A 5,662-nucleotide genomic window follows, 5' to 3' on the forward strand; every position below is an offset into this window, starting at 1 on the left:
TCTCCGAGACGACGTCGACATTGGCCTGCTCGAGGCTGCCCTGGGTGATCTTGCCGTAACCTTCGGCGGTCGCCGTGCCGTCCTGCGGCGGGCCGGAGGAGGGCGTCTCGGTGAACTGATTGCTGCCGACCGGCTGGAGGCCCGCCTTGTTGATGAAGCGCGTGAGGCCGATTTGGCCGAGAATGGTCGAGGTCGACGAGCCCGGCAGCGTCACCGAGACCTGGCCCTGCTCGTTGACGGCGAGGCCAGATGCGTTGTTCGGGACCGTGATCGTCGGCTGCACCGGATTGCCCTGCGCGGTGACGATGCGGCCCTGATTGTCCATCTGGAAGGTGCCGTCGCGGGTGTACTGGTAGGTGCCGTCCGGCATCAGGATCTTGAAGAAGCCGTCGCCCGAGACCGCGAGGTCGAGATCGTTGCCGGTCTGCGACAGCGTGCCCTGCGTCATGCTGCGCGGCGTGCCGACGGTCTTGACGCCGCCGCCGATGTCGACGCCGACCGGCACGATGGTGCCCTGGTCGGAGGCCTGCGCGCCGACGCGGCGGACGTGCTCGTAGATCAGGTCCTGGAACGCCGCGGTCTGCTTCTTGAAGCCGGTGGTGCGCAGGTTGGCGATGTTGTTGGAGATCACCTGAACGTTGAGTTCCTGTGCCGCCATTCCGGTCGCTGCGGTGTGAAGCGCCTGCATGTCAGTTCTCCCCTAATCAAGCCGGAACGTCGGCGAGCTTCTCGATCGCCGATTTGTGCATGTCGCTCTGCTGCTGGAGCAAATTGGCGACGGAGGTGTAGCTGCGCATCACCTCCACCATCCGGCTCATCTCGCCGACCGCGTTGACGTTCGACTTCTCGATGTAGCCCTGCTGCACGGTGGACTTGGTGTCGGCCTGCTGGTTGGCGGAGCCGGCGGCATAGAGATTGGCGCCGAGCTTGGTCAGCTTGGCCGGATCGTCGAACGTCACCATGCGGATCTTGCCGCGGATCGAGTCGTTCTTTGCCGTACCTTCGAGCACCGTGACGGTGCCGTCCGGCGCGACGTTGATGTCGTGGTCGGTCGGCTGGAAGGTGATCGGGCCGCCGGTGCCGAGCACGAGGTTGCCGTCGGCGGTGACGAGCTGGCCGGTGCTGTTGAGCGAGAATTTGCCGTCGCGGGTGTAACGCTCGCCGCCATTGGCCTGCACCGCGAAATAGGCATTGCCGCTGATCGCCATGTCGAGCGGGTTCTTGGTCGGCTCCATCGGCCCCTGGCCGACGTCGCGGAAGGTGCCGCGGTCCTGCACATAGGAGACGCGGCGGTCGGAGCCGATGAAATTGTCTTCGYGCGCGTTCGAGTTGAGATACTCCTCGAACAGCGARTGGTCGGCCTTGAAGCCGTTGGTATTGGCATTGGCGACGTTGTTGGCGATGACATCCATCTGCCGTTCCAACGTCATCTGCCGTGACAAGCCGATCAGAAGCGCGTTCTGCATCGGAAATCTCCCCTGAGTGGGATCTGCCACCTCGCTCTCCCAAGCGCGTTGGCGGACCCCGTGAACGAGACTGTCAGGTTCTCCCAAACCGTTCGGTCTCGGTGCTCTCTCAGCGAAAGCCGTGCCAGCGCAGAAAATGTAGGTATTGCAATGGCTTGACTATTTTTCGAGGGCGCGGGCGGGCGGCAGAAAGGTTCTGTTGACCATGTTTGCCCGGCAGATTTTTCCTAGTGGAGGCCCAATCGAAAGGTTCCGTTAACCATTATTACCGTAGCGTTTGCGAGCAAGAGGAGCGCATTGCGCTGGGGCATTTGTATCGCGTCACTGTCTGCCAGGGGGCTTCGCTCTTTCGATCCGTCTTAGAGATGAGCGAGCCCTATCGACCATGGCAGAGAATGAAGCGGAAGGCGGCGGAGCCGCCGAAGGCGCGGAAGCCGCCCCGCCGAGGAACAAGCTCAAGCTCATCATCATGGCCGTCGGCCTGCTCGCCGTTCTCGGCGGCGGTGCGGCGACCTGGTTCTTCTTCTTCCGGCACGGCGATGACGAGCATCACGCAGAGGCGGCGCCTCCGCCGAAGCCGCCGGTCTTCGTCGACGTCCCCGACATGATGGTGAACCTCGCCGGGGCTCCCGGAGAGCGCGTGCAATATCTGCGGCTGAAGATCGTGCTGGAGCTGAAGGAAGAGAAGCAGATCGAGGCGATCAAGCCGACGATGCCGCGCGTCACCGACATCTTCCAGACCTATGTGCGGGAACTGCGCCCGTCCGACCTCAACGGCTCCGCCGGCATCTTCCGTCTCAGGGAGGAACTGACCAAGCGGGTCAATGCCGCGGTCGCGCCGGTCCAGGTCAGTGCGGTGCTGTTCAAGGAAGTCGTGATCCAGTGAGCATGGCGGACTAGGGATCATGGCAGGCAACGACCAAGTCGACCAGGATGCAATTGCCGCCCAGTGGGAGGCCTCGCTTGATTCCGAGGATCCCGCCGAGGCCGCGAAGGCTGCCGCCGAGAACGAATTGTCCGAGACCATGGCCCTGCAATGGGCCGCCATGGTCGAGGACGGCAGCCGCGATCTCGGCACCGGCAAGAACTCCGGCGAGCGGGTGCTGTCGCAGGAGGAGATCGACAATCTCCTCGGCTTCACCGTCGGCGACGTCACGCTCGACGACCATTCCGGCATTCGCGCGATCATCGATTCGGCGATGGTCTCCTACGAACGTCTGCCGATGCTCGAAATCGTCTTCGACCGCCTGGTGCGGTTGATGACGACCTCCTTGCGCAATTTCACCTCCGACAACGTCGAAGTCACGCTCGACCGCATCACCTCGGTGCGCTTCGGCGACTATATGAACTCGATCCCGCTCCCGGCCGTGCTCTCGGTGTTCAAGGCCGAGGAGTGGGAAAACTTCGGCATGGCCACGGTCGATTCCAGCCTGATCTACTCGATGATCGACGTGCTGCTCGGCGGCCGCCGCGGCTCGAGCCAGCTCCGCATCGAGGGCCGGCCCTACACCACGATCGAGACCGAGCTGGTCAAGCGGCTGGTCGAGGTGGTGCTGGCCGATGCCGAGCAGGCGTTCCGGCCGCTGTCGCCGGTGACCTTCACGATCGACCGGCTCGAGACCAATCCGCGCTTCGCCGCGATCAGCCGTCCTGCCAACGCCGCGATCCTGGTGCGCCTGCGCATCGACATGGAAGATCGCGGCGGCAATATCGAGCTGCTGCTGCCCTACGCGACCATCGAGCCGATCCGGGGCGTGCTGCTCCAGATGTTCATGGGCGAAAAGTTCGGCCGCGACCAGATCTGGGAAGGCCATTTCGCCACGGAGATCACCCAGGCCGAGATCGCCGTCGACGCCGTGCTCTACGAGGCCGACATTCCGCTCAAGCAGCTGATGCGGCTGAAGGTCGGCGACACGCTGCCGCTGGACATGCGCGCGGATGCCAACGTCACCGTGCGCTGCGGCGACGTCACGATCACCGAAGGACGTATGGGCCGGGTCGGCGACCGCGTCGCGATCCGGGTGACGAAACCCCTGCGCAAGCCAAGTACGACACTTGCGATGTTCGAGAAGGTGGACGAGCAGAACAAGATGATGGAGGCCCCATGAACCACTCCCTAGGAATGGCAATCGAGACGCTGGTGGCCATCTTGCTGATGCTCACGATCGGCTACTGTATCCTGCTCAACAAGCGGCTGACGCGGCTGAAGGCGGACGAGCATTCGCTGAAGGCGGTCATCGCCGAGCTGATCACCGCCACCGAGATCGCCGAGCGCGCGATCGGCGGCCTGAAGCTCGCCGTGCGCGACGTCAACGAGAATCTCGGCAGCCAGCTCGCCGCCGCCACCCAGATGTCGGACCAGCTCTACAAGCAGCTCGGGGAAGCCGACAATGTGGTGCGGCGCCTCTCCAAGATCGCGATCGCTGCGCGACCGGTCACCAATCCGGAAACGGCTGCCGCGCCGGCGGCCAAGCCTTCGGCGGCCAAGGCGGTGGCGGCTGCGGCCGAGGCCTTCTCCGAGCGCCGAAGATCCAACGGTCTGGCTGCATAAAGTCCAGGTATGAAGTCCTTTCGTAACATCCGCGTCATTCCCGTCGTCCTGGTTGCGGTCGCAGGTCTCGCCACGCTGAAGGTCGCGGGCCTCGCGATCAACGGCGGCTATGTCTTCGACTACAAGCCGAATTCGGCGAAGAAGTCGTGGGCGCAGGAGAACCTGAATTTCCCGACCGGGCGGGAAGACCCCGACATCACGGGGTCGACGCATGGCGCGCCGAAGGAGGCGCCCAAGCCGGCCGCGCCGGAGACCAAGCCCGAGGGCACCGTGGTCAAGATGGACGAGGCCCAGTCGCAGGTCTCGGCCTCGGAGCGGGCGATCCTGGAGCGGTTGCAGGCGCGCCGTCAGGAGATCGAGGCCCGCCAGCGCGAGATCGACATTCGCGAGAGTCTGCTCAAGTCGGCCGAGAAGCGCATCGAGAACAAGGTCGAGGAGATGAAGGCGGTGGAATCCCGCATCTCCACGACGCAGGCCGAGCAGAAGGCCGCCGAAGCCCAGCGCATGAAGGGCCTCGTGACCATGTATGAGGGCATGAAGCCCAAGGACGCCGCGCGGGTGTTCGACCGGCTCGAGATGGGCGTGCTGATCGAGATCGCAAGCCTGATCGCCCCGCGAAAGATGTCGGACATCCTCGGCCTGATGTCGCCGGAGGCCGCCGAGCGGCTCACGGTCGAAATGGCGCGCCGTGCCAATGGCGGGGACCAGTCCGCCTCGGCCGGCGATCTGCCCAAGATCGACGGCAGGCCGACGCAAAAGCCGAATTGAGGGTTGATACTTAATTTGTCCTTAATGGGCAAAACCTACAGTCGACGGCACTGGCCGGCGTCCTTGCCGGTAGGGACTGTCGAACCGGAAGAAATGCCGCCAATGGCGCAGAAGGCTGCCGCTGGATTTGTGACGCGAGCCCGCGCCATGGCGCGGGGCGTGAGGCGTCATGTCCGCAAGGCATCCCTGTTGGCGGCCTGCCTCCTGATCGGCCTTGGCACGTCTGCCCGGGCCGCCGACCCGATCCGGGGCGAAGCGAGTTTTTCGGCCGCCGGCGGCTTTGCCCGTCTCGTGATCAAGCTCGGCGAGGATGTTCCCTCCGAGGTGACGACGGCCGGCTCCATCCTCATCATCCGCTTCGACAGGGCGGTCGACGTTCCCGTCGACCGGGTCCCGGAAGGTGCGCCCGACTACGTCAACTCCGCCCGGCGCGATCCCGATGGCGGCGCGATCCGGCTGTCGCTGGCGCGGCGCGTCACCGTCAACACCATGAATGCCGGCGAGCGCACCTTCATCGACCTGTTGCCGGAGGGCTGGAAGGGGCCGCCGCCGAGCCTGCCGATGGACGTGGTCAAGGAACTCGCCGAACGCGCGCGCGTGGCCGAGCGCGCGCTGCGCGCCCAGCGTGCCGCCGCCGAGACCAAGAAGCGGCCGCAGATCCGCGTGCGCGCCTCGGTGCAGCCGACCTTCGTGCGCTTCGTGTTCGAGATGCCCGACGGCGTCGGCGTCTCCTCCGTGCTCAACGAGCAGAAGCTCACGCTGGCGTTCAACGCCAACCTCAATTTCGATCTCGCCGATGCCGTGGTCGCGGCGCCGCCGAACGTTGCCTCGATCAAGCAGAAGGCCGACCTCGACCAGACCTCGGTCGAGATATTGC

Annotated in this window: 6 protein-coding genes and 1 pseudogene; 5 read left to right on the top strand and 2 right to left on the bottom strand. The window is 64.8% G+C overall.

Annotated features, from left to right (window positions below; all coding sequences use genetic code 11):
- Both flgG and flgF read right to left on the bottom strand, forming a co-directional pair.
- On the bottom strand, positions 1 to 688 hold a 688-nt coding region (flgG, locus tag ACXJL8_RS32030), incomplete at its 3' end, for a flagellar basal-body rod protein FlgG (RefSeq protein ID WP_456686223.1).
- A gap of 16 nt (positions 689 to 704) precedes the next feature.
- Positions 705 to 1,466 carry a flagellar basal-body rod protein FlgF gene (gene flgF / locus ACXJL8_RS32035; protein ID WP_456686224.1) on the bottom strand — a complete coding sequence of 254 codons (762 nt, stop codon included), beginning with the start codon at positions 1,464 to 1,466 and terminating at the stop codon, positions 705 to 707.
- Between the two features lie 385 nt (positions 1,467 to 1,851).
- Between flgF and fliL the strand changes: the two genes are divergently transcribed.
- The 5 genes and pseudogenes from fliL to ACXJL8_RS32060 form a co-directional block, all read left to right on the top strand.
- Positions 1,852 to 2,352 carry a flagellar basal body-associated protein FliL gene (gene fliL, locus ACXJL8_RS32040; RefSeq protein ID WP_456623949.1) on the top strand — a complete coding sequence of 167 codons (501 nt, stop codon included), beginning with the start codon at positions 1,852 to 1,854 and terminating at the stop codon, positions 2,350 to 2,352.
- A gap of 19 nt (positions 2,353 to 2,371) precedes the next feature.
- Complete coding sequence (fliM, locus tag ACXJL8_RS32045; RefSeq protein WP_456686225.1) at positions 2,372 to 3,574, top strand: flagellar motor switch protein FliM; 1,203 nt, start codon at positions 2,372 to 2,374, stop codon at positions 3,572 to 3,574.
- Entirely contained in the window at positions 3,571 to 4,017 is a 447-nt protein-coding gene (locus ACXJL8_RS32050; protein WP_456623947.1) for a DUF6468 domain-containing protein, read from the top strand. The genes fliM and ACXJL8_RS32050 overlap by 4 nt, the downstream gene beginning before the upstream one ends.
- Before the next feature lie 9 nt (positions 4,018 to 4,026).
- On the top strand, positions 4,027 to 4,785 hold the full coding sequence (locus ACXJL8_RS32055) for a MotE family protein (protein ID WP_456623946.1): 759 nt from the start codon (positions 4,027 to 4,029) through the stop codon (positions 4,783 to 4,785).
- 102 nt (positions 4,786 to 4,887) lie between these two features.
- Positions 4,888 to 5,662 (top strand): annotated as a pseudogene (locus ACXJL8_RS32060) (tetratricopeptide repeat protein); the annotation flags it as partial.

The organism is Bradyrhizobium sp. P5_C11_2 (assembly GCF_054049755.1).

Excerpts from the sequence above, each read along its gene's own strand:
- fliL (WP_456623949.1), top strand. The coding sequence starts at position 1,852 with ATGGCAGAGAATGAAGCGGAAGGCGGCGGAGCCGCCGAAGGCGCGGAA.
- fliM (WP_456686225.1), top strand. The coding sequence starts at position 2,372 with ATGGCAGGCAACGACCAAGTCGACCAGGATGCAATTGCCGCCCAGTGG.
- ACXJL8_RS32050 (WP_456623947.1), top strand. The coding sequence starts at position 3,571 with ATGAACCACTCCCTAGGAATGGCAATCGAGACGCTGGTGGCCATCTTG.
- ACXJL8_RS32055 (WP_456623946.1), top strand. The coding sequence starts at position 4,027 with ATGAAGTCCTTTCGTAACATCCGCGTCATTCCCGTCGTCCTGGTTGCG.